At 73.5% G+C, this 23,178-nt stretch carries 23 protein-coding genes; 12 read left to right on the top strand and 11 right to left on the bottom strand.

Annotated elements, in window-relative coordinates; translation table 11 throughout:
* Window positions 1-94: 94 nt before the first annotated feature.
* A complete protein-coding gene (locus tag AOM03_RS11335) occupies window positions 95-1,051 on the bottom strand; it encodes an endonuclease domain-containing protein (RefSeq protein ID WP_062381450.1) in 957 nt (318 codons plus the stop codon).
* Window positions 1,052-1,229: 178 nt separating this feature from the next.
* Between AOM03_RS11335 and AOM03_RS11340 the strand changes: the two genes are divergently transcribed.
* A complete protein-coding gene (locus AOM03_RS11340) occupies window positions 1,230-2,243 on the top strand; it encodes an aldo/keto reductase (protein ID WP_062381451.1) in 1,014 nt (337 codons plus the stop codon).
* Between the two features lie 139 nt (window positions 2,244-2,382).
* On the opposite strand, the gene AOM03_RS11345 is transcribed toward AOM03_RS11340, so the two are convergent.
* The gene (locus tag AOM03_RS11345; RefSeq protein WP_062381453.1) at window positions 2,383-3,279 is read right to left on the bottom strand and encodes an HhH-GPD family protein; all 897 of its coding nucleotides are present in this window, start codon (window positions 3,277-3,279) and stop codon (window positions 2,383-2,385) included.
* Window positions 3,280-3,334: 55 nt separating this feature from the next.
* On the opposite strand from AOM03_RS11345, the gene AOM03_RS11350 reads away from it, so the two are divergent.
* Window positions 3,335-4,090, top strand: coding sequence for a hypothetical protein (locus AOM03_RS11350; protein ID WP_062381455.1), 756 nt, complete (start codon window positions 3,335-3,337; stop codon window positions 4,088-4,090).
* Window positions 4,091-4,180: 90 nt separating this feature from the next.
* Here AOM03_RS11350 and radA read toward each other — a convergent pair whose 3' ends face one another.
* Window positions 4,181-5,551, bottom strand: coding sequence for a DNA repair protein RadA (gene radA, locus AOM03_RS11355; protein WP_062381457.1), 1,371 nt, complete (start codon window positions 5,549-5,551; stop codon window positions 4,181-4,183).
* A 161-nt stretch (window positions 5,552-5,712) separates the two neighbouring features.
* Between radA and AOM03_RS12840 the strand changes: the two genes are divergently transcribed.
* The 5 genes from AOM03_RS12840 (at window position 5,713) to proC (ending at window position 9,643) form a co-directional block, all read left to right on the top strand.
* Window positions 5,713-6,564: a hypothetical protein gene (locus AOM03_RS12840; RefSeq protein WP_062381459.1), complete on the top strand. Its 852-nt coding sequence runs from the start codon at window positions 5,713-5,715 to the stop codon at window positions 6,562-6,564.
* Window positions 6,561-7,214: a TetR/AcrR family transcriptional regulator gene (locus tag AOM03_RS12845; RefSeq protein ID WP_062381461.1), complete on the top strand. Its 654-nt coding sequence runs from the start codon at window positions 6,561-6,563 to the stop codon at window positions 7,212-7,214. The genes AOM03_RS12840 and AOM03_RS12845 overlap by 4 nt, the downstream gene beginning before the upstream one ends.
* A 32-nt stretch (window positions 7,215-7,246) precedes the next feature.
* Window positions 7,247-7,981 carry an ABC transporter ATP-binding protein gene (locus AOM03_RS11370; RefSeq protein ID WP_062381462.1) on the top strand — a complete coding sequence of 245 codons (735 nt, stop codon included), beginning with the start codon at window positions 7,247-7,249 and terminating at the stop codon, window positions 7,979-7,981.
* Window positions 7,978-8,727, top strand: coding sequence for an ABC transporter permease (locus tag AOM03_RS11375; RefSeq protein WP_062381464.1), 750 nt, complete (start codon window positions 7,978-7,980; stop codon window positions 8,725-8,727). The genes AOM03_RS11370 and AOM03_RS11375 overlap by 4 nt, the downstream gene beginning before the upstream one ends.
* Window positions 8,728-8,800: 73 nt before the next feature.
* Complete coding sequence (gene proC / locus AOM03_RS11380) at window positions 8,801-9,643, top strand: pyrroline-5-carboxylate reductase (protein WP_062381466.1); 843 nt, start codon at window positions 8,801-8,803, stop codon at window positions 9,641-9,643.
* A gap of 299 nt (window positions 9,644-9,942) precedes the next feature.
* Here the strand turns inward: proC and AOM03_RS11385 are convergent, their stop codons facing one another.
* From AOM03_RS11385 to AOM03_RS11395, 3 genes are read right to left on the bottom strand one after another with little or no spacing between them, the layout of a single operon-like run.
* On the bottom strand, window positions 9,943-11,841 hold the full coding sequence (locus AOM03_RS11385; protein ID WP_062381469.1) for a carbohydrate-binding domain-containing protein: 1,899 nt from the start codon (window positions 11,839-11,841) through the stop codon (window positions 9,943-9,945).
* 14 nt (window positions 11,842-11,855) lie between these two features.
* Window positions 11,856-12,626, bottom strand: coding sequence for a polyphosphate polymerase domain-containing protein (locus AOM03_RS11390; RefSeq protein WP_062381471.1), 771 nt, complete (start codon window positions 12,624-12,626; stop codon window positions 11,856-11,858).
* A complete protein-coding gene (locus AOM03_RS11395; RefSeq protein WP_082092377.1) occupies window positions 12,623-13,285 on the bottom strand; it encodes a DUF4956 domain-containing protein in 663 nt (220 codons plus the stop codon). Before AOM03_RS11395 ends, AOM03_RS11390 begins: the two co-directional genes overlap by 4 nt.
* 188 nt (window positions 13,286-13,473) lie before the next feature.
* Between AOM03_RS11395 and AOM03_RS11400 the strand changes: the two genes are divergently transcribed.
* Window positions 13,474-14,157, top strand: coding sequence for a response regulator transcription factor (locus AOM03_RS11400; RefSeq protein WP_062381473.1), 684 nt, complete (start codon window positions 13,474-13,476; stop codon window positions 14,155-14,157).
* Window positions 14,154-15,548, top strand: coding sequence for a sensor histidine kinase (locus AOM03_RS11405; protein ID WP_062381475.1), 1,395 nt, complete (start codon window positions 14,154-14,156; stop codon window positions 15,546-15,548). The genes AOM03_RS11400 and AOM03_RS11405 overlap by 4 nt, the downstream gene beginning before the upstream one ends.
* A 64-nt stretch (window positions 15,549-15,612) precedes the next feature.
* Here the strand turns inward: AOM03_RS11405 and AOM03_RS11410 are convergent, their stop codons facing one another.
* From AOM03_RS11410 to AOM03_RS11420, 3 genes are all read right to left on the bottom strand, one after another.
* Complete coding sequence (locus AOM03_RS11410; protein WP_062381477.1) at window positions 15,613-16,146, bottom strand: SRPBCC domain-containing protein; 534 nt, start codon at window positions 16,144-16,146, stop codon at window positions 15,613-15,615.
* Window positions 16,147-16,314: 168 nt separating this feature from the next.
* A complete protein-coding gene (locus tag AOM03_RS11415; protein ID WP_062381479.1) occupies window positions 16,315-17,298 on the bottom strand; it encodes an SRPBCC family protein in 984 nt (327 codons plus the stop codon).
* Between the two features lie 44 nt (window positions 17,299-17,342).
* The gene (locus AOM03_RS11420; protein WP_174441943.1) at window positions 17,343-17,696 is read right to left on the bottom strand and encodes an ArsR/SmtB family transcription factor; all 354 of its coding nucleotides are present in this window, start codon (window positions 17,694-17,696) and stop codon (window positions 17,343-17,345) included.
* Between the two features lie 284 nt (window positions 17,697-17,980).
* Here AOM03_RS11420 and AOM03_RS11425 point away from each other — a divergent pair, with 284 nt between their 5' ends.
* Window positions 17,981-19,246 (top strand): sensor histidine kinase, encoded by a 1,266-nt coding sequence (locus AOM03_RS11425; RefSeq protein WP_062381481.1) that lies wholly within the window; start codon window positions 17,981-17,983, stop codon window positions 19,244-19,246.
* A gap of 138 nt (window positions 19,247-19,384) precedes the next feature.
* Window positions 19,385-20,029, top strand: a complete 645-nt coding sequence (locus tag AOM03_RS11430; RefSeq protein ID WP_062381483.1) for a response regulator transcription factor — start codon at window positions 19,385-19,387, stop codon at window positions 20,027-20,029.
* Window positions 20,030-20,108: 79 nt separating this feature from the next.
* On the opposite strand, the gene AOM03_RS11435 is transcribed toward AOM03_RS11430, so the two are convergent.
* Both AOM03_RS11435 and AOM03_RS11440 read right to left on the bottom strand, forming a co-directional pair.
* Complete coding sequence (locus AOM03_RS11435) at window positions 20,109-20,501, bottom strand: FKBP-type peptidyl-prolyl cis-trans isomerase (protein WP_062381484.1); 393 nt, start codon at window positions 20,499-20,501, stop codon at window positions 20,109-20,111.
* 46 nt (window positions 20,502-20,547) lie between these two features.
* On the bottom strand, window positions 20,548-21,675 hold the full coding sequence (locus AOM03_RS11440; RefSeq protein WP_062381486.1) for a M64 family metallopeptidase: 1,128 nt from the start codon (window positions 21,673-21,675) through the stop codon (window positions 20,548-20,550).
* A gap of 142 nt (window positions 21,676-21,817) precedes the next feature.
* On the opposite strand from AOM03_RS11440, the gene AOM03_RS11445 reads away from it, so the two are divergent.
* Entirely contained in the window at window positions 21,818-23,089 is a 1,272-nt protein-coding gene (locus tag AOM03_RS11445) for an ATP-binding protein (RefSeq protein WP_062381487.1), read from the top strand.
* The last annotated feature ends 89 nt before the right edge of the window (window positions 23,090-23,178 follow it).

Here is a 23,178-nt window from a genome sequence, read left to right on the forward strand (position 1 = left end):
CGGCGAGTGGTAGATCCACGCACGTATCGGCCATGGTTCGTGCCGGGACCTACCACCAGGACCGATGCGCCGGCCGGGGCCCGCGCGCCTCGACCTACCGCGACGCGACGCCCGGCGACGGCTCCGACCCGCCGAGTCGACTGCGCAGCACTCCGCGCAGCTTCCGCCTGCACCACTCCGGCCGCGTCCGCAGATCCGTGAACCCGAACCTCAGGGTGGAGTACCCGATCTCAAGGAAGTCGGCATCGCGCTGGCGGTCGGCCGCCACCGCTCCCGGAGTGCCGTGATACGCGTCGCCGTCGCATTCGACGACCAGCCGCGCACGGCGATGCACCAGGTCGGGAAACCTGTTCCGGCCCGCCACGTGGAACTCGGCGCTCCTCTCGAGTTCGGCGAACTCGGAGCCCACAAACACGCGGCGCCGGGCCAGCACCTCCCCCGGCGATCGGGCTCCGGCGGCGAACTCGCCCAGGATCGAGTCCATCTCGTAGCGGCTGGGCAGCCGGGCCGTGGTCGCCACCACCTCCGCGAGCCTGCCGGGCCATGCCACCCGCGCCCACAGCGCCACGTAGAGCAAGTCCTGCCGGTCGCGCGGCCGCGCACGGGTCCACGCGTCGACCACGGCCTCCTCGCCGAGCACGCACCGCACACCAAGGCGGTTCACGTACAGGTCCGGCACACCTGTGCGCCGGATCCGCAGCCACGGAGGGGCCTGCGGGTGGTATCCGCGCGGCCCCACCGCGTGCACCGTCCGCGGCTCCTCGAAACGGTCGCATTCGAGGCGCAACGCAGACGCGCCGGAGATGTAGATGCGGCCTTCTCCCCAGAGCACCGCGGCCTGGCAACGCGCCAGATGCTCGTCCGCTCGGGCGCCGGCGACCAGAACGCGCGGCAGGATCTCCACCAGGGTGCCCTCGCGCATCGCGTGCGCAACCCCGCGCCTTCCCAACGCCTCCTCCGCCCGAGTGCGCGACACCGCCGCCGTGCGAGGACGCGCGAGCTGCTCCATGAGCGCGTCGAGCCGCCCGTCGCGCGCCGCCGACCTGGTCATCGCACCAGCGTCTCCACCCGGGCGGCCGCCGTGAAAGCCCTGTGGAGAACCGCATCGGCGCGTGCCCGCTCGGCGCGCCATCGCATCGTCCCTGGTGGTAGTTCGACGCACGTGTGAGGCCCGACTCGAGCCCAGATCTACCACGTGCGGAGGTCTGAGCCGCGGATAACCTGGCGCCATGACCCACGATCCGCATGTGGCCGACGACGCCCGCTACGAGACCATGGACTATCGCCGATGCGGCCGGTGGGGGCTGCGCCTGCCGCGCATCAGCCTGGGGCTATGGCAGAACTTCGGCGGGCACCACCCGCTGGACCGCCAGCGCGAGATCATCCTCGCCGCGTTCGACATGGGAATCACGCACTACGACCTGGCCAACAACTACGGCCCGCCGCCCGGCTCCGCGGAGACCAACTTCGGCGGGATCTTCGCGCGCGACCTCGCGCGCTACCGCGACGAGATCGTCGTCTCGACCAAGGCCGGCTACTACATGCACCCCGGCCCGTACGGCGACTGGGGCTCGCGCAAGTACCTGCTGAGCAGCCTCGACGCGTCGCTCGCCCGCATGGGGCTCGACTACGTCGACGTGTTCTACCACCACCGCCCCGACCCGGACACGCCCATCGAGGAGTCGATGATGGCGCTCGACCAGGCCGTGCGGTCGGGCAAGGCGCTCTATGCAGGCATCTCGAACTACGGCCCCGAGGCGACGGTCGAGGCCGCGCGGATCCTGCGCGAGCTGGGCACCCCGCTGCTCATCCACCAGTTCAAGTACTCGATGTACGAGCGCACCGCCGAGGACGGCCTGCTCGACGCGCTCGACCAGGTGGGCGCCGGGTCGATCGTGTTCTCACCGCTCGCGCAGGGCATGCTCACCGACCGCTACCTCGCGGGCATCCCCGAGGGCTCGCGCATCACCCACTCGCAGTTCCTGCATGAGCGCCAGGTCACCGAGACGTACCTCGAGCGCACCCGCGCACTGAACAGGATCGCGGCCGGGCGCGGGCAGTCCCTCGCCCAGCTCGCGCTCCAGTGGGTGCTGCGGGGCGGCCGGGTCACGTCGGCGCTCGTGGGCGCGTCCTCGGTGGACCAGCTGCGCACCAACGTCGCGGCACTCAACGTCCCCGAGCTCACTGCGCAGGAGATCGCGGCCATCGACCCGCACGCGGTGCACGGCACACACTACGCCTGACCCCGAGGCATCCGGCCGCAGTGGTAGATGGGCGCACGAAAGGGCGGCCACTCGTGCCCAGATCTACCGCTGCGGCGAATGGGCCTGCGGCGAATGGGTCGGGCCGGGCTGGCCGCCGCGGCGAATGGGCCCGGCGCCCCTACAGCGAATAGGTCCCTCGCGCGTCGTCCACGAGAGTGACGAGCCCGTCCTCGACCAGCCCCGCCAGGCATCGGTCGAGCTGGCCGGTCTCCACGTCCTCGAGCGTCGCGTGGCCGGTGACATTGACGGGGGACGATGCGGCGCGCAGCAGCGCCATCACCCTCCCCCGGACCTGGCGGTCGGTCCCGTGCCACGGCTGGGTGCGCCGCGGCGCGGCCTCGAGCCCCGGGCAGCCCGCGGCGAACCACGCGCAGTCGTCCGCGAGCGGGCATGCGTCGCATCGCGCCACGCGGGCGGTGCACACGAGCGCCCCCAGCTCCATGGAGGCCGCAGCCCAAAGGGCGGCGGCCGCATCGTCCTCCGGCACCAGCGCCTGGGCCCGTGCCCTCTCCGCCGCCGTCTGGTGGGCCGCGGGCAGCGGCTCGCCGCCCCACGCCCGCCCGATCACGCGCCGCACGTTCGTGTCCAGCACGAGTGCCCGCCCGCCGTACGCGAAGGAGACCACGGCGCCGGCCGTGTAGTCCCCCACTCCGGGCAGGGCGCGCAGCTCCTCGAGCCCCCGCGGCACCTCGCCGCCGTGCCGCTCGACGATCGCCCCGGCGCATTCCCACAGCCGCTTGGCGCGGCGGGGGTAGCCGAGGCGGCCCCAGGCGCGCACCGCATCGGCCTGGGTGGCGGCCGCGAGTGCGGCCGGCGTCGACCAGCGCTCCATCCACTCCGCCCAGACCGGCTCGACTCGCACCACGGGCGTCTGCTGGAGCATCACCTCGCTGACGAGCACGCCCCACGCGGTCGCGGACGGCCGCCGCCACGGCAGGTCGCGGCCCTCGCGCGCGAACCACGCGGTGACCGCGCCGACCATCCGCGCGGACTGGCTCGGGGTGGGGCGCGGCATGGCTCCAGTGTCCCAGCCGCCGCGCGGGTTACCGTGTGGGCCGAAGGAGGCCCCCATGAGCGCACACGGACCGCGCCGCCTGCCCGCGGCGGTGCACTCGCGACGACGCATCATGAGCGCACACGGACCGCGCCGCCTGCCCGCGGCGGTGTACTGGCGACGACGCATCACCGTGCTCGTCGCGCTCATCGTCGTCATCGCGCTCGGGTGGCTGATCGCGCGGGCCCTCACCGCGACCGGGGACGATGCGGGGGACGCCCAGCCGGCGGCCGGCGCCTCGCCGGCGGCGGAAGCCTCGGCCGGGGCCTCGCCCAGCGCGGACCCCGAGGCCGGGGACGACGAGGCCGCCGCCGCGGCGGAATCGGGCGAGGACTCGGACGCGGCGGCGGACGACGCCGAGCCGAGCCCCGAGCCGACCGAGAGCGAGCAGCCCGCCATCCCCGACTGCACCAGCGACGACCTCTCCATCACGATGACCGCCGCGGGCAACGGCGCGAGCTTCGACGTCACGATCCACCAGGTGGGCGCCCAGCCATGCCTGCTCACCGCCAACGGCGAGGACACGAGCCTGGCGATCACCTCGGGCGACCACCACGTGTGGGACTCGGCGCACTGCCCCGCGCAGTCGACGGTGATCGGTACGCGCTACCTGCTCGACACCGGCGCCGAGGAATCGGTGACGATCGACTGGCCGCGCGCCACCAGCGCCGCGGACTGCGGCGGCGGCAAGACCGCGACCGCGGGCGTCTACTGGGCGCAGCTCACCGTGCAGGGCATCGCGATCGATCCCGTCCGCTTCGAGATCGCCTGAGGCCCGGCCCGGCGGCGCCGAGGCAGGAATCGAGATCGGGGCACCGACCCGGCGAACGGGTCGCCCGCTCGGGAGTCGCAGGCGGCGCTCCTACTCCGGAATCGCGAGCGAGGCGGCCTGCGCGAGGTTCGCGACCGGGTGCGCGCGCACGCCCGCGGGCAGGCGCGCCGCGGCCGCCGACTCGGGCACGATCACGTCCGTGAACCCCAGGCGCGCCGCCTCCGCGACGCGCTGAGCCGTCGCGCTCACCGGACGCACCGCGCCGGACAGGGCCACCTCGCCGATCGCGGCCCAGCCCGCCCGCACCGGCCGGTCGACCCGCGCGGAGGCCAGAGCCAAGGCCAGGGCCACGTCCGCGGCCGGCTCGGTGACGCGCGCGCCGCCCACGGGGGAGACGTACACGTCGTCCGAGGCCATCGCGAGGCCCACGCGCCGGTGGAGCACCGCGAGCAGCATCGCCACCCGCGAGCCGTCGACGCCCGAGGTGGCGCGGCGCGGGTTCGACAGCGCCGACGGCGCGACGAGCGCCTGGATCTCCGCCGGCAGCGGCCTCTTGCCGTCGAGGGTGATGGTGGGACACGTGCCCGGCACCGGGCGCGACTCTCGCGACAGGAACAGCCCCGACGGATCCGCGACGGATTCGATGCCGGTGTCGACCAGCTGAAAGCAGCCCACCTCGTCGACCGAGCCGAAGCGGTTCTTGAGCGCGCGCAGCAGCCGCAGCGTCGAGTGCTGGTCGCCCTCGAAGTGGCACACCACGTCGACCAGGTGCTCGACGATGCGCGGGCCGGCCACGGAGCCGTCCTTGGTGACGTGGCCCACGAGGACCATGGGCACGCCGCGGGTCTTGGCCGCCTGGATGAGTGCAGCGGAGACCTCCCGCACCTGGCCCACGCCGCCGGGTGCGCCGTCGACCTGAGCGGAGGCGATGGTCTGGATCGAGTCGATCATCACGAGCGAGGGTGACGCCTGGTCGAGGTGGGCGAGCACCGCGCCCAGGTCCGTCTCCGCGGCGAGGAGCACCTCCTGCTCGAGGGCGCCGATGCGCTCGGCCCGCAGGCGGATCTGCCCGGCACTCTCCTCGCCGGACACGTACAGGACCGTGCCGCCGGAGCGGGCGGCTCGCGCCGCGACGTCGAGGAGGAGCGTGGACTTGCCCACGCCCGGCTCGCCCGCGAGGAGCACCACGGCGCCGGGGACGAAGCCTCCGCCGAGCACGCGGTCGAGCTCGCCGACCCCCGTGGGAGCGCGGGTCGCGGCCGCCGCGGACACATCCGGCAGCGGGGTCGCCGCGACGGTCACGGAGGTGGCCTTGGTGGCCGGGCCGGCGGCCGGGGCACCCGCCTCCTCGACGGTCCCCCACGACTGGCACTCGCCGCACCGGCCCACCCACTTCACGGCCGTCCAGCCGCACTCGGTGCAGCGGTATCCGGGCGAGGAGCGGCGGGTCGACGTGGCCATGCGGACACGCTACCCGCGGCCACCGACAGCCCCTCGATGCACCCCGACACATGCCCCGACACAGGCCCCGACACATGCCCCGGCCCCGCCCCGAAACCGCCCCGAGCCCCGCCACGGCGCGGCCGGACCGGGGCGTCGGCCCCCGCCCGTACCCTGGTCGCATGACGGAGCACGACGACACCGCGGCGCAGCGGCCCGAGGTCGCGCCCTCGAAGCCCACGCCTCCCCGCGCACGCCCCGACGACGCCCCCAAGCTCTATCGGCTGAAGGGGGACGCCGTTGGCAAGGCAACCGGCGCATCGGCGCCCGCCTCGGGCTCCGCCTCGGGCTCCGCCTCGGCGCCCGCCTCGGGCTCCGCCTCGGCACCCGCCCCGACCGAAACCGCCCCGACCGCGCCCTCGGCGCCGACCCCCGAGGGCGCGACCTCCGAGCGGCCCCCGGCCGGCGCATCGTCCCCGCGCACTCCCGGGCGGGCGTGGCCCCTGGTGATCGCGGGGCTCGCGATCCTGGGCGCGCTGGGCTACGGCGCGTACCTCTACGTGGGCGAGCCGGAGCCCATCGAGATCCCCGCCGCGAATGTGGTCGCGCCGGAGGTGGTCCACGCCGTCGACCCGGTCGAGCTCGAGGACCCCACCGCGTTCCTCGCCGCCATGCCCGCGACGTTCGAGCGCTGGTCGATGGTCGAGGCCACGACGCACGACCCCGCGGACGCCACGATCCTGCCGGGCCGGGTCGCCGAGCACCACACGCTCGTCTACACGAACGGCACCGCGGAGTACACGGTCGAGGCCTACCAGCTGTACACCGAGGAGGACGCGGTGAAGGCGCTCGAGCGCCAGCCGCGCGACGGGGACGTGGGCGAGCACACCGTCGCCGGCGCGGCGGTGGGCTCGGAGGCGCGGCGCTCCTCCGAGACCGACACGCGGGTGATGTGGACGCACGGCGCGGCGTACCTCGAGGCGGTGGGCCCCACCGAGGGCATCGACGCGTTCCTGGAGCTGCTCGCGCTGTGAGCGCGCGCGGCCCGGCGGAGAGCGCGACGGACGACGCGCCCGGCGCCCGCGCGCGAGGACCACGCGGCGGGGGCACGGACACCCGCGCGGACATCGTCGCCGCCGCCGCCCACGCCTTCGCCGAGCGCGGCTACGCCGCGGCGTCAATGAGGGCCATCGCCCGCGAGGCCGGGGTGGACCCCGCGCTCATCCGGCACTACTTCGGCGGCAAGGCGGACCTCTTCGCGGAGGCCCTGCGGCCCCTCCGGGCGGACGATGCGCGGGTCGCCGCCCTGCTCGCCGTCCCTCGGGAGCGGCTGGGCGAGGAGTTCGTGCGGCTGGTCGTGTCGCTGTGGGAGGACCCGGTGCTGGCGCCGCGGCTGCGGGCGATCATGGGCTCGATGACCGCGGTCGAGGAGGTGGGGCCCGCCTTCGCCGGGATGATGATGCGCGACGTGATGCTGCGGATGGTGCGCGAGGACCAGGCGGCCGTGCGCGCCGCGGCGTGCGCGACCCAGGTCGCGGGCCTGGCCATGGGCCGGTACGTGGTGCGGCTGCCCGCGCTCGTCGAGGCGACGACCGACCAGGTGGTCCGGCTCTACGGCCCCGTGCTGCAGCACTTCATCGACGGGGACCTCGACGACGGCCTCGACACCGCACCTCCCGCTTGACACGCCAATTCCCCAGGTGAAGAATTGAGGACATGAACGCACCCCAGGCGGAGCCCCCCGCCATCCTCGTCGAGCACCTCCGGGTGGTGCGCGGCGGCAAGGAGATCCTCCCGGACCTGTCCCTCGCGGTGCCGCGCGGGTCGGTCGTCGGACTGCTGGGCCCCTCGGGCGCCGGAAAGTCCACCCTCATGCGCGCGATCGTGGGCGCGCAGATCGTCGCCGGCGGCGGCGTCACCGTGCTGGGCCACGACGCGGGCACCGCCCCGCTGCGCGACCGCGTCGGCTACGTCACGCAGGCCCCCTCGATCTACCCCGACCTCACGGTGCGCGAGAACGTCGCCTACTTCGCGGGCCTCGTGGGCGCCCCCAAGGACCAGGTCGCGCACACCATCAACGCGGTGGGACTGGCGGACCAGACCGACCAGCTCGCCGGGACCCTGTCCGGCGGCCAACTCACGCGCGCCTCGCTCGCGGCCGCGCTGGTGGGCCACCCCGAGGTGCTCATCCTCGACGAGCCCACCGTGGGCCTCGACCCGGCGCTGCGCAACGAGCTGTGGAAGCTGTTCCGCCGCTTCGCCGACCAGGGCACCACGCTCATCGTCTCGAGCCACGTCATGGACGAGGCCGTGCGCTGCGACCGGCTGGTGTTCCTGCGCGACGGCCACGTCCTGGCCGACGGCACGCTCGAGGAGATCCTCGCCCAGACCGGCGCCGCCGACGCGGAGCAGGCCTTCCTCACCCTCGCGAGCAAGGAGGGAGCGGCATGAACCCCCGGCTCACCGCGCTGACCGCCAAGCGCATCCTGCAGCAGTTCCGCCGCGACCGCCGCACCATCGGGCTGCTGATGCTCGTGCCGATGCTCCTGCTCACCCTGCTGTGGTGGATGTTCGGCGACACCCCGGACCCGTCGACCGGCCAGCCGCTGTTCGACCCCCTGGGCGCCAAGATCATGGGCCTGTTCCCCATGATCCTCATGTTCATCATCACGTCCGTCTCCACGCTGCGGGAGCGCACGTCGGGCACCATGGAGCGCCTCATGGCCTCGCCCGTGCGCCGCGGCGACGTGGTGATGGGATACGCGGTGGCATTCGGCCTCGTCGCCGTCGTCCAGGGCACCCTGCTGGTGCTGTACAGCGTGTACGTGCTGCAGCTCGACATCCAGGGCTCGACCCCGGCGCTCGTGCTCATCATCGTCATGGACGCGCTGCTGGGCACCGCGCTCGGCCTCGCCGCATCGTCCCTGGCCAGAACCGAGTTCCAGGCCGTCCAGATGATGCCCGCCGTGATCCTGCCCCAGCTGCTCATCGCGGGCCTGTTCATGCCCCGCGACGCGATGCCGCGGGCCCTCGAGCTCATCTCCAACGCCCTGCCCATGAGCTACTCGATCGACGCGATCAACCACCTGCTCGCGGGCGACACGGGCGCGATCTGGGCCGAGGTGGGCATCCTCGCCGCCTTCATCGTGGGCGCCCTGCTGCTCGGGGTGCTCACCCTGCGCCGCCGGACGGGCTGAGGCCCCTCCCGCACCCCGACGCGGGACGATGCACGGGCCAGGTCCGTGCATCGTCCCGCGATAGGTTGGGGCCATGAGCGAAGCCGCCACGACCCCGACCACCCTTCCCTCGATCGCCGTCGTCGGCGCCGGCGTCATGGGAGGCACCATGATCGCCGCCCTGCGCGCGGCCGGCTGGCCCGGCACCGCCATCACGGTCGCCGAGCACCGCCCCGAGCGGCGCGCCGAGCTGGTCTCCGACCACGGAGTCCGCCTCGCCGACGACGCGCCCGGCGCGGTCGCCGACGCCGACGTGGTGATCCTCGCGGTGAAGCCGCAGCAGATGGGCGAGGTGCTCGACGCGATCGGCGCCTCGGTCTCCCCGGCGGCCCTGGTGCTCACCGTGGCCGCGGCGCTGCCCGCATCGTTCTACGAGGAGCGGCTCATGGACGGCATCGCCGTCGTGCGGGCCATGCCGAACACGCCGTCGATCGTGGGCCGCGGCGCCACGTCGATCTCGCCGGGGGCGCACGCGACGGAGGAGCACCTCGCGCTGGTCGAGCGCATGCTCGCCGCCACCGGCCTGGTGGTGCGCGTCGACGAGCCCCTCATCGAGGCCGTCACGGTGGTCGCGGGCTCCGCGCCGGCGTACTACTACGCGATCGTCGAGGCCGTCGTCGAGGCGGGTGTGATGCAGGGCCTCGACCGCGACGTCGCGGTGCGCATGGCCCAGCAGACCTTCATCGGCGCGGGCGCGCTGCTCGAGCAGTCGGGCGACACCCCGGCGCACCTGCGCGAGCGCGTGAGCTCGCCCGGCGGCACCACGCTGGCGGCACTCAAGGCGATGGAGCACGCGGGCCTGCAGGGCGTGATCTCCGCGGGCGCGAACGCCGCCGTCGCGCGGTCGCGGCAGCTGGGCGTCGAGCTCGCGGGCTGACCCCCGCCGCGGGCAACCTCCAACGACAAGCGCCCCCGGTGCGGTGCCTGGCTCCGAGAGGAGTGAGCCATGCATCGCACCGGGGGCGCTCGATCGGGGGGTGAGGAGCCCCGCTGGGAGGTGGGGGGATCAATGAGGCCCCTCACTGTCTAGACTGCCGCGCCTCCCTGAGAGGCGGCTGAGAACGGGCGGGGACGTCGCTCGGAGACCGGACCGGCCGTCCCGCTCCCGGCCGCCCCACTCCCGGCGCAAGGCGAAAGGGCGGGGACCGACGCATCGGCCCCCGCCCTGCACCATCGTCAGCGTGCCGTGACGGTGCCCAGCTCGTTGCCGCCGCTCGCGGAACCATCGGTGACGAGGCCGTGGGTCGCGGAGCCGGAGACCGTCGCGCCGACCGTCACCGTGTAGTCCTGGCCGGTCACGATGTCCGCGGTGGACAGCACCAGCGACTGCGAGGTCTTGCCGGTGGTGAAGGTCGCGACGTGATCGCCGTCGGAGTCCGTCACCGTGATGGCCGTGCCGGCCTGCACCGCGGAGGCGAAGGCGATCACCAGGACGCCCTGGTCGCCGGTCGCGGTCGGGGACTCGAGCATGCCCGACGAGCCCGAGGCCGCGAGGGTGCCGCCCGAGATCTCCGCGCTGCCGTTCACGTCGAGCGGGCCGTTGCCGTTGTTGGTCGGGCCGTCGACGATGACCGTGCCGCCGGTCATGGTCAGCGTGCCGTTCGAGTCGAGCCCGTCGCCGCCGGCGTCCACGTACCAGGTGCCGCCGGAGATCTCGACGATCACGCCCGAGCTCGCCTGGTCGCCGCCCATGGCGGTCTGCACCGTGGTGGTCGAGCCGGTGTCGGCCGCGGTCGCGGTCGCGTCGGAGTAGGTGGCGCTCACCGTCGCGGTCGTGGTGGTGGCCGTGGTCGCGGTGGACGATGCGGTGGTGGAGGCGTCCGTGGCCGTGCCGTCGGCGGACGCGCCCGGGCCGCGGGTGCCACCCGGGCCGCCCGAGCCGCGCTCGGACCGGGACCCCATGTCGCCCATGTCGCCGGTCGCGCCGCCGCCCATGCCGCCCATGTCCCCGCCCGTGCCGGAGCTCGACGAGCCCGAGGTGGCGTTGAAGCCGTCGTCGCTCGCGACCACGGTGCCCTCGCCGCCGGAGAGGCGGATCACGCCGCCCTCGAAGCCCTCGTACGAGTTGGTGACGTCGACGGTGCCGCCGCTGATGTGCAGCACGCCCTCGGTGTGGATGCCGTCGTCCTCCGCGTCGAGCGTGAGGCTGCCGCCCTCGATGGTGACCTGGTTGTAGGTGTCGATCGCGTCCGCGAGCGCGGTCACGTCGATCTGGCCGCCGGTGACCCACAGGACGCCGACCGCGTGGGTCGCGTCGTCCTCGTCGGCCTCGTTGTCGGACCTGAGCCCGTCGCCGCCGGCGTCGACGGTGATGTCGCCGTCCTCGATGATCAGGTGGTCCTTGCCGCGGATGCCGTCGTCCGCCGCGGTCACCTCGATGGTGCCGCCGGCGATGACCAGGCCGTCCTTGGACGTGATGCCGTCCTCGACGCCCGCCTCGACCGTGAGCGAGCCGTCGCCGCCGATGTACATGTCCTCGGTGGAGTACAGCACCGCGTTCGGGGCGTCCTCCTCGTCCGTCGCGGCGGCGGAGCCGGAGTCCGCGAGGTAGTTGTCGGAGCCGTCGGCGAGCCACACGACCACCTCGTCCGCGTCCTGGACCTCGATCGCGGCGGTCGCGGCCGCGGTGATGGAGACGTCGTCGAGGATGAGCGTGACGTCCTTGTCGTCGGTCGCGACCACCACCTGGCCGGCGGTGAGCTCGCCCGAGAGGCGGTAGACGCCGCCCTCGACGATGGTGACGGTGTCGCCGTCGACGGTGAACCCGTCGCCGGCGGAGGTCGCGCCGTCGGCCAGCTCGATGTCGACGGACTGCGACTCGTCGACCGGCACGTCGTAGGACTTCACCTGCAGCTGGTCGTACGTGTTCTCGACCAGGTCCGCGGCGGCCGCGACCGTCTGGGTCGCGGTCGTGCCGGAGCCGTCGGTGGACGATGCGGTGGCGTCCGAGGTGGACGACGCCGCTGCGGTCGCGGCGGAGGAGGAGTCCTCCGTGCCGGTGACCGTGGCGGTGCAGCCGGCGAGGCCGAGGGTTCCGGCGATCGCGCCGGCGAGGATGAGGGAACGGGTGCGCATGGCAGGGGACCTTTCTAGAGCGACGCCGCAACGGGCGACGCGGTGGGGACGAGGTGGCGGCGGAGGGTCCGGTTCCAGCGGTTGGCCGGAAGCTCGGGACGCAGGGCCGCGAGGGAGGTGCAGTACTTGCTGATGCGGGTGGGGCGGTGACCGGCGGCCCACAGGGCGCGGTCGATCGCGCCGGGGCGCTGGCCGCCCTTGGTCTCGATGACGAGGTCGTCGCCGTAGCTCACGGCGGCGCCGGCCGGGTCGATGCCCCTGACCGAGCGGTCGACCGTGAGCCGGCCGTCGCGCGTCAGCAGGGTCGAGCGGCGGTACCGGGTCTCGAGCGTGGGGACCAGGCGGTCCGCGTCGATCCCGAAGCCCGCGACGAACTCGCGCGCCTCGCCCTGGAGCCGGCCGTCGCGGCCGCAGGGGCTGTCGACGAAGTGGCGGCGCTTGACCGTCTCCCCGCGACGCCCGCGCAGCTTGACCTCGATCGCGGTGCCGCCCGTGTCCAGGTAGGTGCGGGCGCGGACCTTGTAGCGCGAGGGGCGGCGGTGGGCCGCGGCGCGGTAGGACTCGAGGTCGGCGGTGTCCAGATACATGGACCGGTACCCGAACTCCCGCTCGCCCTGGATGTCCAGGGCGAGCGGCGCATCGTCCAGGGACTCGACGATGTGGGCCCACTCGGCCTCGGGGACCAGGTACTTGCGGTCCACGCGGGTGAGCAGTTCGGCGCGCTCCTGCAGCTCCTCGAGCGAGACGGCGTCGAGGCGGGCGACGGCGGACTCCCAGGCGGTCATCGTGCGTCGCCGCCCTGGATCGGGGCCGACGCCTGGGCCGGGGCGAAGCCGGCGGCCTGCGTGGAGACAGCACCCGCTGCCCCCTCGATGCGGTCATCGAGAGGGCGACGCGGGTCCGACAGGACGGTGTAGCGCACGTCGACGACGGTGGAGTCGTTGACCAGGTCCGTCTTGCGGACGTTCACCCGGTCGATGCGGGCGTGGAGGATCGCGGCGAGCTCGGCGCGCATCTGGTCCTCGTCCGTGTAGGCGTGCTCGAGCACGATCTGCTGGTGGCGGGTGCGGTTGAACAGCCGGGGGTGGTCGCCCACCGCGATGACGCCCAGGAGGACGGCCATGAGGGTGAAGCTGATGATCGGCGTGATGGCGGGGAAGCCGCCCAGGAGGCCCAGCGCGATAGCCGTGAAGTAGTACGCGATCTCCGCGTGGTCCATCTCCGTCGAGCGCAGCCGGATGATCGACAGCACCGCGAAGATTCCCAGTCCGAAGCCCAGCGAGATGTCCGCATTGGTCATCGCGTACGTCACGCCCATGACACCGACGTTGATCGACAGGAAGGCGACGATCATGTCGCGCCGGCGGTGACGCGGGTAGTACAGCAGGAAGACCAGGGTCGCGATGGCGATGAGATCTGCGGCGATGAACGCTGCGATGGACATGGGGAACCTCGTTCCGTCGGGGCTCGTGGAGCCGGGGTGGGGCTCGGGGAGCCGTTGATACCCTCAAGTCAACCGACGGAACCTGGGAGAACGCTGTGACCCAGGCGGGACTCGGCGGAGAGTCGCGTCCAGGCCGATCGTGAGCGTCCTCCCAGCAAAGTGCCAGGGTCCGGTGCCACACTGATCGCATGCCCGAACGCCGCATCCTTGTAGTCGATGACGAGGACAACCTCCGCACCATGCTCTGCGCCGCGCTGCGCTACGCCGGCTACGACGTCCACGAGGCCGTCGACGGCCACGACGGCCTGCGCGCCGTGCGCGAGGTCCGTCCCGACCTCATCGTGCTGGACGTGATGATGCCCAAGCTCGACGGCTTCGCCGTGTGCAAGCGCCTGCGCGACGCCGGCGACCGCACGCCCGTCATCTTCCTCACGGCGCGCGACAGCCCCAAGGACAAGGTCGAGGGCCTCACCCTGGGCGGCGACGACTACCTGGACAAGCCGTTCAACCTGGACGAGCTGGTCGCGCGCGTCGAGGCGGTCTCCCGCCGCGTCGAGCACGCGCCCTCCGAGTCCGAGGTGTACCGCGTCGCCGACCTCGAGCTCGACGACGTCGCGCACCGCGTCACCCGATCCGGCGAGGAGATCCAGCTCTCCCCCACCGAGTACAACCTGCTGCGCTACCTCATGCAGAACACCGGGCGCGTGCTCTCGCGCGGCCAGCTGCTCGAGGGCGTGTGGGGCTACTCGCGCGACGACGACCCGGGCGTCGTGGAGACGTACATCGGCTACGTGCGCCGCAAGATCGACGCCGTCGAGCCCAAGCTCATCCACACGATCCGCGGGGTGGGCTACACGCTGAGGTCGTCGTGACCGCTCGGCAGGGCCTGTCGCTGCGCGCCCGCGTCCTCATCGGACTCGGCGCGATCGCGGCGATCGCCATCGCGGTGGCGGGCGTGGTCACCGCGACCACGCACACGTACCTCATGGACCAGCTCGACGAGCGGCTCGCGACCTACTCGGGCCCGGGCGACTCGAACCCCCGGCCCCGCCTGGTCGACCCGGACGACATGGCGGAGGAGTACTCCCGCCCGTCCGAGGCGTGGCAGGCCATCTATGCCACCGACGGCACCCAGTGGGTGCGCTTCGTGCCCAACACCACGGGCAGCAGCGTTGCCGGTCCGGAGCTGACCGTCGACGACTTCCCGGAGAGCGGGACCACCTACTTCACCGCCGCATCGTCCGACGGCGAGACCGAGTGGCGCGTCATGGTCCAGGCCGCCACGAACGGCGCGGTCGCGACCGCGCTGCCGCTCGACGGGGTGACCGCGACCACGCAGCGCCTCATCCTCATCGAGGGCCTGGGCATCCTGGGCATCCTCGCGGCGCTGGGCGCCGTGGGCTGGTGGGTCATCCGGCTGGGCGTCTCGCCCATGCGCCGCATGGTGCACGCGTCCGCCAAGATCGCCGAGGGCGACCTGGACGTGCGCCTCGAGGGCGCCGGTCGCGGCTCCGAGTCCGCCGAGCTCGCCCACTCGCTCAACACCATGATCGGGACGCTCACCGCCTCCATCGAGGAGCGCGAGCGGTCCGAGAAGCAGCTGCGCGAGTTCGTGGCCGATGCGTCGCACGAGCTCCGCACGCCCCTCACCACCGTGCTGGGCTACGCCGAGCTCTACCGCCGCGGCGCCATCCGCAGGGACGAGGACGTGGCCGACGCCTGGTCGCGCACCGAGGCCGAGGCCAGCCGCATGCGGCGCCTGGTCGAGGACATGCTCATGCTCGCGCGCTTCGACGCGGAGCCGTCCCTGAACTCCGCGCCCATCGAGCTGTCCGCACTGTGCCGCGAGGTGGTCGCGGACGCGACGGCGGCCCGCCCCGGGACCGAGTTCGCGCTCGAGGCGCCTGCGCCGGTGACCGCGCTCGCGGACCCGGACCGGCTGCGCCAGGCCGTCATCAACGTGGTCACCAACGCCGCGGTGCACGGCGGGCCGCACGTCACGGTCCACGTGTCGCAGGACGACTCCCGCGCCCACGTGCGCGTGGTCGACGACGGCCCCGGCATGCCCGCGGAGATCGCGGCGCGCGCCACGGACCGGTTCGTGCGCGGCGACACCTCGCGGGCGCGGTCCACCGGCGGCGCGGGGCTCGGCCTCGCGATCACCTCCGCGATCGTCTCGGCCCACGCGGGCGACCTCACCGTGGCCTCGATCGAGGGCGAGGGCACCACCGTGTCCATCTCGCTGCCCCTCGCGCCGGCCTGAGTTCGCTCGTCTGAATTCGCTCGTCTGAGTTCGCTCGTCCAGGTGCGGACCGCGTGCCGCGCCGCTACCCCTCGGCGTGCGCGTAGAGGCGCTGCAGCTCCTCGAAGTGGGCGTCCGTGCCGGTCTGTGGCACGTCCTCGCCGGCCAGGTGCCGCGCGAGACGGTCGAGGTGCCAGTGCCAGCCCGCGGCGAAGTCGGGATCGTGCGGATCCGGGGCGAGGTGGTCGAAGGTGAGCGCGGTGCGCGGGCCGGCGCCGCCGGCGCCGCCCTCTCCGGGCGCCTCGGAGAGAGCGAACCTCACCCGCCAGAGCATGGGCCCCTCGCCCCACTCGTACTCGAGGAACAGCGGCTCGTCCCAGGCGAGCACCGTGCCCGCGCCCTGGCCGTGCTCGCCGTAGTCGAAGCTCACGGCGCCGCCGGCGCGGGGCTCGAACTCCCCCGGGAAGGCCCACACGCCCAGGCGGTCGCGCTCGACCAGCGCCGGCCACACCTCGTGCGGAGCACCGGGAAGGATGCGCCGGAAGCGCAGCACCTCGGTGCCGTCGGCGGCGACCAGGGCGCCCTGGTCGGAGGGGTCGAGGGAGACGTCGTTGTCCATGGGCCCAGCGTCGCGGGCCCGGGGCCGATGCGCAAGGACCGGCGTCACGATTCGCTCCCTGAGACGCGGCGAGGGTTCGAAAACGACACCATCCGCTCTGCGCGACGGGAGGCGGCCGGGCGGGGACGCGGGCGGCACCCGCCGCCCCAGCCGGGCACCCGCCCGCGCCTACACCGCAGCGAGCTGCTTCTCGAGCCGCGCGTACGAGGCCTCCATGCCGTCGGTCATGCCGGTGGCGAGGTGGGCGTCGCGCGCCTCGGGGCTGGCGTAGGTGCACACGATGGCAAGGAGCGTGCCGCCGTCCGCCTCGACCAGGGTCTGGTCGTTGCGCGTGGGCGGGTACGGCATGTCCTCCATCGTCTCGTCGGCCACCCAGCGGTGCGGCGCGTCGACGAAGACCGTCGTGGAGACGAGCGCGAACGGCGCGCCCTCGACGCCCTCGCGCGGCGCCCACGCGAGTCGCGTCACGCCGCCCGGATCGAGGCTGATGTCCGCGGCGGTCATGTCCCAGCCATCCGGGCCCAGCAGCCAGCGTCGCACCAGCTCCGGGGCTGTGAGCGCCTCCCAGACGCGCTCGACGGGCGCGTCGATGAAGCGGGAGAATCGGGCGCAGACGCCGTCGTCGAACAACTCGGTGATGACGCCCTTGCCCTGGGCGAACTCGCGCAGCCCCTGAAGGACCGCGTCGATGCGGGTCATCGCGAGGCGGGTGCCCTCCTCCATGCCCATCGCGGTCAGCTGCTCGAGCGCCTCGAGCGAGGTGTGGTGGGTGACGCTCACCAGGCGGGTGCCGTCCTCGGTGGGCGAGAAGCCGAAGACCACGCGCATGGCGGGCATGTCCGGGTCGGGCTCGCCGGCGTCGTTCGCGAAGCCGTCGAGCACGGTGAAGCTGCGCGGCGCGTCGAGCTCGAGCACCTCCCAGTAGCCGTTCATCCGCTCCCCTTCAGGGCCGGTCATGGAGTAGTGGGAGCGGCCGCCCACGGTCATGTCGTGGCGGTGGAAGCGGGCGGGCCAGCCGGGCGGGCCCCAGAACTGCTCGATCTGGCGGGGGTCCAGGTAGGCCTGCCACACGCGCTCGGGCGGGGCGGCGAGGTCGGCGATGACGGTGGTGGTGAGCGCCTCCGCGTCGGTGGCGATGGAGGTGAGAGGCATGGCGGGGACCTTTCGGGGACGGGCGCGGTGCGCGGCGCCCGGAATCAGGCGTCCGGCTGCGCCAGGACGGCGTCGAGCCGGTCGATGCGCGAGCGCCACAGTTGCTCGTAGCGCTCGAGGAGGCCGTGGGCGCGACGGATCCGGTCCGGGTCGCCGTGCACGATGCGCTGGCGGCCCTTGACCTCCTTGATCACCAGGCCGGCGTCCTCGAGGACGGCGACGTGCTTGCTCACGGCGGCGAAGGACATGGCGTACTCACGGGCGAGGTCGCTCACGGAGGACGCCTCGACGAGGGTGCGGGCGACGATGTCGCGACGCGTCGAATCGGCCAGGGCGCGGAAGATGCGGTCCACCTGGTCGTCGCTGAGGTCGGTATCTACAACCACATGGTTGAACATACGCCCGGCGAGGGTGCCGCGCAAGACCCCGCGCCACCCCCGCGCGACCCCCGCGCCGCCCCCGCCGTCACCTCTCCACACACGCCGGCCCGATTCCGCCGCGAATTCGCTTATATCCTGGCGACACGCCGTCGACACGCCGGGGCCCGTGTGGACCAGCGCAGAAAACGTGTGGAGCAGTGACCGCACGGCGGCGGCGGCAACAGAGACACGGGGGTTTCCCCTACCCCCGGACGGACGCCCGCCCCGCCGCCCCAGGCGTCGCCCGCCGGTGGAATGGAGACATGAACACAGCACCCGCCGCCGAGCGCCCCTGGATCGTCCGCCTCCTGGCACAGACGGCCCGCGACCTCGGCTACCTCATCCCCTTGCTGCCCATCGCGGTGGCCACCTTCGCCGCCTCCACCACGGCGGTCGCGACGAGCATCAGCCTTGTCATCGTCTGGGTCGGCGTCCCGCTGGGCATCGCGACCCTGTGGATGGCGCGCGGCTTCGCCGTCCTCGAGCGCGTCCGCCTGGGCTGGCTGGGCAAGGGCGCGATCATCGGCGACTACAAGCCCCTCGACCCGAACGCTTCTACCTGGGCGAAGGCCTTTCACGCCTTCACGGACCTCCAGATGTGGAAGGACCTGCTCCACAGCCTCGTCACCTTCCCGGTCGCCGTCGCGTCGTGGACCATCACCGCCGTGTGGCTGGGGATCGCCGGAACCGGCCTCACCGGCTGGGCGTGGGACGGCTGGATCGACACCGGCTCGGGCACGGACAACGCCTTCCTGAACTGGCTCGAATCGCTCGGGGGCCAGCTCACGCTGGGCACGCTCGCGCTGCTCACCCTCCCCTGGATCGTGCGCGGGCTGGCGATCATGCACCGCGCGATCGGCCGCGGCCTGCTGGGCACGGACGAGGAGAGCCGCCTGCGGGACCGGGTGAGCCGCCTCGAGACGCAGCGCGGCGCCGCCGCCACCGCGGAGGCCGATGCACTGCGCCGCATCGAGCGCGACCTCCACGACGGCCCGCAGCAGCAGCTCATCCGCCTGCAGATGGACGCCCAGCTCGCCGAGCGCAAGGTCGAGGAGGACCCGGAGGCGGCCCGCGAGGCCCTGCGCGGCATCCGCGCGCAGTCGGCGGAGATCCTCGCCGAGCTCCGCGCCCTCACCCGCGGCTTCGCCCCGCCCCTGCTCGCCGAGCGCGGCCTCGCCGCGGCCATCGAGTCGCTCGCGGACCGCAGCACCGTCCCCGTGAGCGTCGAGGTCGAGGCGCCCGCCGGCCTGGGCGCCGCCGCGGAGACCGCCGCGTACTTCGTCGTCTCGGAGGGCCTCGCCAACGTCGCGAAGCACGCCGGCGCGAGCGCCGCCGCGGTGCGGGTCCTCGCCGAGGGCCAGGAGCTGATCGCGAGCGTCGCCGACGACGGCCGCGGCGGCGCGAGCATCGCCAAGGGCCACGGCCTGGCCGGCCTCGCCGAGCGCGTCGAGGGCGCCGGCGGCACCCTCACGGTGGACGATGCACCGGCCGGCGGCACCGTCCTCGTCGCCCGGCTTCCGCTCGCCTGAGCGACGCCCCCTGCCCGCGGCGGGGCCGTCGAGACCCGATGGTCTCGACGGCCCCGCCGCGGCGCGTTCGGCTCCGGCACCCCGGGATAGGCTCGCCCCGTCCCCCGTGAACGAATCCCTGGGCCCGAAGGAGAACCGATGCGCATCGTCCTGGCCGACGACTCGGCGCTGCTGCGCGAGGGGCTGGTCCGCCTGGTCACGGACATGGGCCACGAGGTGGTCGCCGCCGTGGGCAGCGCGACGGAGCTGCTCCACTGGGTGCGCACCCAGGACCGGCCGGACCTGGTGATCTCCGACATCCGCATGCCCCCGCGCCATCAGGACGACGGACTTCAGGCCTGCCTCGAGCTGCGCGGCGAGATCCCCGGTCTGCCGTGCCTGCTGCTCAGCCAGCACACCGAGGCCGCCTACGCGCAGGAGCTCCTCGCCGACGGCGCGGGCGGCGTGGGCTACCTGCTCAAGGACCGGGTCACGGACCTGACCGCCTTCGAGCGGGCCATCGAGTCGGTGGCCGCGGGCGGCACCATGCTCGACCCGGAGCTGGCCGCGGCGCTCGTGTCGCGCCGGCGCGACCCGCTCGAGGACCTCACCCCGCGCGAGCGGGAGGTGCTCACGCTCATGGCGGAGGGCCGCTCGAACGCGGGCATCCAGGAGGCCCTGGTACTGTCCGCGGGCGCCGTCGAGAAGCACGTGACCGCGATCTTCGCGAAGCTGCGGCTGCTGCAGGCGCCCGACGACCACCGCCGCGTCCTCGCGGTGCTCGCCTACCTCGGCGTTCGCTAGCCGTCAGGCGTCGCAGCGGTCGAGGCATCCGCGGACGCAGTTCCGGGTCGCGGGCGCGCGGCCCGCGACCCGGAGCGCGCTACTGGGCGTCGATGACGTCGATCGCGAAGACCAGCGTCGAGCCGGCCGGGATGGGACCCATGGGGCGGAAGCCGTAGCCGGACTCCGGCGGCACGACGAGCAGGAGCTGCGAGCCCACGGGCTGGCCCACGATGCCGTCGACCCAGCCGTCGATGAGCGCGCCGTACGCGATGGGGAACGCGATGGTCTCGCCACGGTCCCAGGACGAGTCGAACTTGGCGCCGTCCCACAGCCAGCCGCTGTAGTGCACGGTGATCTGCTGACCCTCGACCACGGCGGGGCCCTCGCCGGCGGTGAGGACCTCGACGACGAGGCCCTCGGGCTTGACGGCGCCGGCGAAGTCGACGGAGGGCGCGCCCTTGGCGTCGCGGGTGATCGTGGGGTTGGTCATGGTCGCTCCTTCGGGTGCGGGTACCCAGACAGCCTACGGGCCTGACTCAGTCGAGCCCGCCGCTGAACAGCGCGAGGACGTTCTCCGCGTGGCGCCGGTTGACCGCACCCAGCGCGGGGAAGTTGTGGTTCATCAGCGACTCCTGCGTGGGCCGGTACGTCCCCTCGTCGCCGTAGCACCCGTTGTCGACGTATCCCACCGTGACCTGCTCGCGCATCTCCGCCGCCATGTCCTCGCTGACCGGAAAGCCCGCCTCCGCCATCGCGTCCAGATAGGTCTCGATCGCGGGGTCGACCTCGCCCACCAGGTCGCCCCACCACGCCTCGGCGGTCTCCCGGTCCTGGGCGCACACGGGCCACAGCGAGGGACGGCCCTCGTTGCCGGGGATGCCGTCCTCGCCGATGTACTCGTCGAGCAGGCCGAACAGCGCGTGGCCCAGCTCGTGCGCGATGAGCCGCTGGTCCGCCACGGGATAGCTCAGGTCGAGCGACACGAACGAGTTCGCGAACGGGTCCTCGCCGGCATCCGCCGGCTCCTCGACGCCCACCCAGGCGTTGTCGATCCCGGACACCGACGTCGTGAGGTCGCCCAGGTCGCCCGCGCGCAGGAGCACGATCGACTGATGCGGCAGGTCGAACGGCTCCTGCTCCGCAGTGGCGTTGTTGAAGCTCGGCAGCCCCTCGGGGATGGGCGCGTCGTAGGCGATCCACACGTTGAACAGGTCCCTGCTCGACCTGTACGGGTCGATGCCGAACAGCCCGACCTCCGCCATCACCGCGTCGCCCGGATCCGCGGCCACGCGCCCGTCGAGGTCGATGGGCTGCGCCGTGCCGTCCCAGCCCACGTACTGCTCGGCGATGGCCCGAAACTCCTCGTCGGAGGGGAAGCCGTCGCCCGCCAGAATGAGGTTGATGCGGTCCGCGTCCACGTTGTTGCCGGGCACCAGCGCCTCGAGCCCGTCGGGAGCCGGCCCCTCGGGGACGTCGCCGCTGCGGCCGGCCATCGCATCGTCCCCTGGGGTGGGAGAGGCCACGGACGATGCGCTGGGCAGGGCCGATGCCCCGGTTCCGGGCGTCGGCGAGGCGCCGTCCGGCGCCGTGGTGGACGTGCCGGCGCACCCCGCGAGCGCGGCCACGGCGAGTCCGGCGAGGACCCTGCGGAACGGGACGGGCATGCGAACCTCCACTCTCACGACACGCGGTGCGCGCCACGCCCACGGTAGGGCACGGCCCCCTGGCCGCGGCCGGGGCGCTCCGCTACGGTGCAAGCACGCGCACCACCCTCGTGCGCCGTACGAGGACGTACCAGGAGGAACCATGGGCGGCTGGCGCATCCGGGACGCACACGCGGAGGACCTCGAGGGCGTCGTGCGCCTGTGGGAGCGCTCGCGCGCGGCGGGCGTCGAGCCCGTGTACGCGCTCGCCGAGGTGCTCACCTCGGCCACGGAGGACATCGCCGTGGTGGCCACGGTGGGGGACGATGTGGTGGGCGCCGCGGTCGGGCGCCGCGCCCACAATCAGGCCTGGGTGGTGTTCCACGCGGTCGACGACGGCTGGCACGGCCAGGGCATCGGCCCGGGACTGCTCGCCGGCCTCGAGTCGCGCGTCGCGGAGGCCGGCGCGACCCTGCTGTCCGCGCTCGTGCCCGCGGAGCAGACCCGGCTCGATGCGTTCCGCGACGCGGGCTTCGCGGAGAAGAAGGCTCTGCGCTACCTGGAGCGCCACCTGCCGGTGCAGCGCGAGGAGATGGCGCTGCTCGAGGAGCTGGGCGGGCGGATCCTGCCGCGCGGCGGCTGGGACGCGGTGGCGGGCATGCGGCACGAGAAGGACCTCATCGAGAAGCGCCTGGTGCTGCCCCTCGCGGAGCCCTCGCTCGCGGAGCAGTACGGGGTGCGCCCGCCGCGCGCCGTGGTGATGTTCGGCCCGCCGGGCACGGGCAAGACCACCTTCGCGAAGGCGATCGCCTCGCGGCTGGAGTGGTCGTTCGTCGAGGTGTTCCCCTCGCGGCTGGCCGCGGACCCGGGCGGGCTCGCGGGGGCGCTGCGCGACACGTTCCACCGGATCGCGGACCTCGAGCACGCGGTGGTGCTCATCGACGAGGTCGAGGAGATCGCCTCGCACCGCCGCGGCGACCCGCCCTCGCCGCTCCAGGGCGTGACCAACGAGCTGCTCAAGTTGATCCCGGCGTTCCGGGACCGTCCGGACCGCCTGCTCGTGTGCGCGACCAACTTCATCCGCTCGCTCGACAGCGCCTTCCTGCGCCACGGCCGCTTCGACTACGTCATCCCCATCGGCCTGCCGGACCAGGAGGCCCGTTCGGCCATCTGGCGGCGGTTCATTCCGCCTGCGGCCGATGCGGTGGACGTCTCCGCGCTCGTCGACGCCTCCGCGGGGTTCACCCCGGCGGACATCGAGTTCGCGGCCCGGCGGGCCAGCCAGGCGGCGCTCGAGCAGGCCGTCGCCGGCGGCGGCGGGTCCGGGCCCACGACGGCGCACTACCTCGACGCGATCGCGGCGACCCGGGCCACCGTCTCGGCCGAGACGGCCGATGAGTTCGCCGAGGACATCGTCGCCTTCGGCAGGGTGTGAGCGGGCATCTGTGTGGGGTGGCGTAGCGGTTTCCTTCGCTAGGCGGTGAGTGCGAGGGTGTCGGTCACCTCCCCTACGCCCCGAGATCC

Origin of the sequence: Demequina pelophila (assembly GCF_000971175.1) — a bacterium.
In the GTDB taxonomy this organism is placed as follows: domain Bacteria; phylum Actinomycetota; class Actinomycetes; order Actinomycetales; family Demequinaceae; genus Demequina; species Demequina pelophila.

Excerpts from the sequence above, each read along its gene's own strand:
- AOM03_RS11335 (WP_062381450.1), bottom strand. The coding sequence starts at position 1,051 with ATGACCAGGTCGGCGGCGCGCGACGGGCGGCTCGACGCGCTCATGGAG.
- AOM03_RS11340 (WP_062381451.1), top strand. The coding sequence starts at position 1,230 with ATGACCCACGATCCGCATGTGGCCGACGACGCCCGCTACGAGACCATG.
- AOM03_RS11345 (WP_062381453.1), bottom strand. The coding sequence starts at position 3,279 with ATGCCGCGCCCCACCCCGAGCCAGTCCGCGCGGATGGTCGGCGCGGTC.
- AOM03_RS11350 (WP_062381455.1), top strand. The coding sequence starts at position 3,335 with ATGAGCGCACACGGACCGCGCCGCCTGCCCGCGGCGGTGCACTCGCGA.
- radA (WP_062381457.1), bottom strand. The coding sequence starts at position 5,551 with ATGGCCACGTCGACCCGCCGCTCCTCGCCCGGATACCGCTGCACCGAG.
- AOM03_RS12840 (WP_062381459.1), top strand. The coding sequence starts at position 5,713 with ATGACGGAGCACGACGACACCGCGGCGCAGCGGCCCGAGGTCGCGCCC.
- AOM03_RS11370 (WP_062381462.1), top strand. The coding sequence starts at position 7,247 with ATGAACGCACCCCAGGCGGAGCCCCCCGCCATCCTCGTCGAGCACCTC.
- AOM03_RS11375 (WP_062381464.1), top strand. The coding sequence starts at position 7,978 with ATGAACCCCCGGCTCACCGCGCTGACCGCCAAGCGCATCCTGCAGCAG.
- proC (WP_062381466.1), top strand. The coding sequence starts at position 8,801 with ATGAGCGAAGCCGCCACGACCCCGACCACCCTTCCCTCGATCGCCGTC.
- AOM03_RS11385 (WP_062381469.1), bottom strand. The coding sequence starts at position 11,841 with ATGCGCACCCGTTCCCTCATCCTCGCCGGCGCGATCGCCGGAACCCTC.
- AOM03_RS11390 (WP_062381471.1), bottom strand. The coding sequence starts at position 12,626 with ATGACCGCCTGGGAGTCCGCCGTCGCCCGCCTCGACGCCGTCTCGCTC.
- AOM03_RS11395 (WP_082092377.1), bottom strand. The coding sequence starts at position 13,285 with ATGTCCATCGCAGCGTTCATCGCCGCAGATCTCATCGCCATCGCGACC.
- AOM03_RS11400 (WP_062381473.1), top strand. The coding sequence starts at position 13,474 with ATGCCCGAACGCCGCATCCTTGTAGTCGATGACGAGGACAACCTCCGC.
- AOM03_RS11410 (WP_062381477.1), bottom strand. The coding sequence starts at position 16,146 with ATGGACAACGACGTCTCCCTCGACCCCTCCGACCAGGGCGCCCTGGTC.
- AOM03_RS11415 (WP_062381479.1), bottom strand. The coding sequence starts at position 17,298 with ATGCCTCTCACCTCCATCGCCACCGACGCGGAGGCGCTCACCACCACC.
- AOM03_RS11420 (WP_174441943.1), bottom strand. The coding sequence starts at position 17,696 with ATGTTCAACCATGTGGTTGTAGATACCGACCTCAGCGACGACCAGGTG.
- AOM03_RS11425 (WP_062381481.1), top strand. The coding sequence starts at position 17,981 with ATGAACACAGCACCCGCCGCCGAGCGCCCCTGGATCGTCCGCCTCCTG.
- AOM03_RS11430 (WP_062381483.1), top strand. The coding sequence starts at position 19,385 with ATGCGCATCGTCCTGGCCGACGACTCGGCGCTGCTGCGCGAGGGGCTG.
- AOM03_RS11435 (WP_062381484.1), bottom strand. The coding sequence starts at position 20,501 with ATGACCAACCCCACGATCACCCGCGACGCCAAGGGCGCGCCCTCCGTC.
- AOM03_RS11440 (WP_062381486.1), bottom strand. The coding sequence starts at position 21,675 with ATGCCCGTCCCGTTCCGCAGGGTCCTCGCCGGACTCGCCGTGGCCGCG.
- AOM03_RS11445 (WP_062381487.1), top strand. The coding sequence starts at position 21,818 with ATGGGCGGCTGGCGCATCCGGGACGCACACGCGGAGGACCTCGAGGGC.